The 1,953-nt window shown below is 57.5% G+C and carries 1 protein-coding gene; it reads right to left on the bottom strand.

All coding sequences use genetic code 11. The annotated features are described in order from the left end of the window. A partial coding sequence (locus ABD971_RS00005; RefSeq protein WP_345318227.1) for an Ig-like domain-containing protein occupies positions 1-1,859 on the bottom strand: 1,859 nt, incomplete at its 3' end. Between the last annotated feature and the right edge of the window lie 94 nt (positions 1,860-1,953).

The raw sequence follows: 1,953 nt of genomic DNA, 5'->3' as shown, positions 1-1,953 counted from the left end.
GCGTCTGTGCCGTTGAAGTCAGGATCCGGCGTGTAGCTGAAGGTACCGTCGGGATTGACCGTGGCCGTTCCGTTACTCGGCCCGGTGTTCAGGGCGTAGTTGACCGCGCCGGCATAGGTGTCGTTGAGCGAGACATCGCCGCTGACGGCGTTGTCTTCATTGGTCGTGGCGGTATCGTCTCTGGCATCGTCGACCGGGTTGACCGTGATCGTGACCGTCTGGGTCTCAATATCCCCGTTCACATCGATCGCGTCGTAGGTAAACGCGTCTGTGCCGTTGAAGTCAGGATCCGGCGTGTAGCTGAAGGTACCGTCGGGGTTCACCGTGGCCGTTCCGTTACTCGGCCCGGTGTTCAGGGCGTAACTGACCGCGCCGGCATTGGTGTCGTTGAGCGAGACGTCACCGCTGACGGCGGTGTCTTCATCGGTCGTGGCGGTATCGTCGTTGGCATCGTCGACCGGGTTGACGGTCACGGTTAATGTCTGGGTCTCAATATCCCCGTTCACATCGATCGCGTCGTAGGTAAACGCGTCTGTGCCGTTGAAGTCAGGATCCGGCGTGTAGCTGAAGGTACCGTCGGGATTGACCGTGGCCGTTCCGTTACTCGGCCCGGTGTTCAGGGCGTAACTGACCGCACCGGCATAGGTGTCGTTGAGCGACACGTCACCGCTGATCGCGGTGTCTTCATTGGTGGTTGCCGTATCGTCACTGGCATCGTCGACCGGATTGACCGTGATCGTGACCGTCTGGGTCTCAATATCCCCGTTCACATCGGTGGCGTCGTACGTAAACGAGTCCGTGCCGTTGAAGTCGGCATTCGGCGTGTAGCTGAACGTGCCATCGGGGTTCACCGTGGCCGTTCCGTTGGACGCTCCAGTGTTCAGCGCATAAGTAACCGTGCCAGCGTAGGTGTCATTGGTCGACACATCACCACCAACCGGTGTGTCCTCAATGGTCGTAGCCGTGTCATCTGCGGCATCGTCCACTGCATTAATGCCAATACTGACGGTGGCGGAATTCGATTCGGCTACACCGTCGCTTACGGTGAACGAAAACCCAGCATAAGGATTACCGTTAGCATCATCTTCAGGAACGAAGATCACACGACGCTGAGAATCCGTCACAAGTGTACCAGTTGCAGTGATCTCAGCACCGCGGGTTAGTCCGTCGTTGGTTTGGAACAAGCGGCCGTCTGCAGGCAGCGTTTCAATTGTCGCAACAAGAGAGTCGCCATCGGCGTCACTTCCTGTGAGCACGATTGTTAAGTCGGTATCTTCGTTCCCAGAAACGTTCGAGGGCAACGCGACAGGCGGTGTGTTGAAGACAAAGTTCGCGATCGAATCAAGTTCGTCCTGCGTCAGAAACTCGTCTGCCTGGTTGGCGAAGCCGGTGGCCGTGACGAGTGCGTTGGCCGAGGCGATCGCTTCCGCTTGCGTGTTGGCCGTGACGGTGTAGTGAGCCAGTCGAACAGTCTCACCGGCCGGTACGGTGACGTCGTAGGTCCAGTCGATGTTGTCACCGAGATCTCCGCTGAGTCCGATGGCTGTCGGATTCAGGCTGACTCCCGGTCCGTGGATGTAATGAATGATCGCCGGCTTACCACCATTCGGATCGCCATCGTCCGTCCCGATCCACTGATCGGTCGTTTCCACGATCGTGTCACCGTCAGAAGTGGCAAACACTGTTGTGTCCGCATCCGATCCCAGATTGCCGATGACGCGAACAGTGGTCGTGATATCCGAAGCAGTTGGATTGTGGACCACATCAACCGTGCGGGCGAAATCTTCGTTGCCGGATTCTGGAACCGTGACTTCGCGGTGCGCAATCAGGCCCTGGATACTTACTGGCAATGTAAGCAAAGTCGGTCCAGCATCGTCGACTTGTGGTGAAACAACATTGTTGATTTCTTCAATTCGCAGATCAGTTCCGCTATGAGCGGCAACCACTGAACCG

It is taken from the genome of Novipirellula rosea (assembly GCF_039541335.1).
Lineage (GTDB): Bacteria > Planctomycetota > Planctomycetia > Pirellulales > Pirellulaceae > Novipirellula > Novipirellula rosea.
Note: the sequence above shows the minus strand (reverse complement) of the source record. Positions and strands in the feature narration are given on the sequence as shown.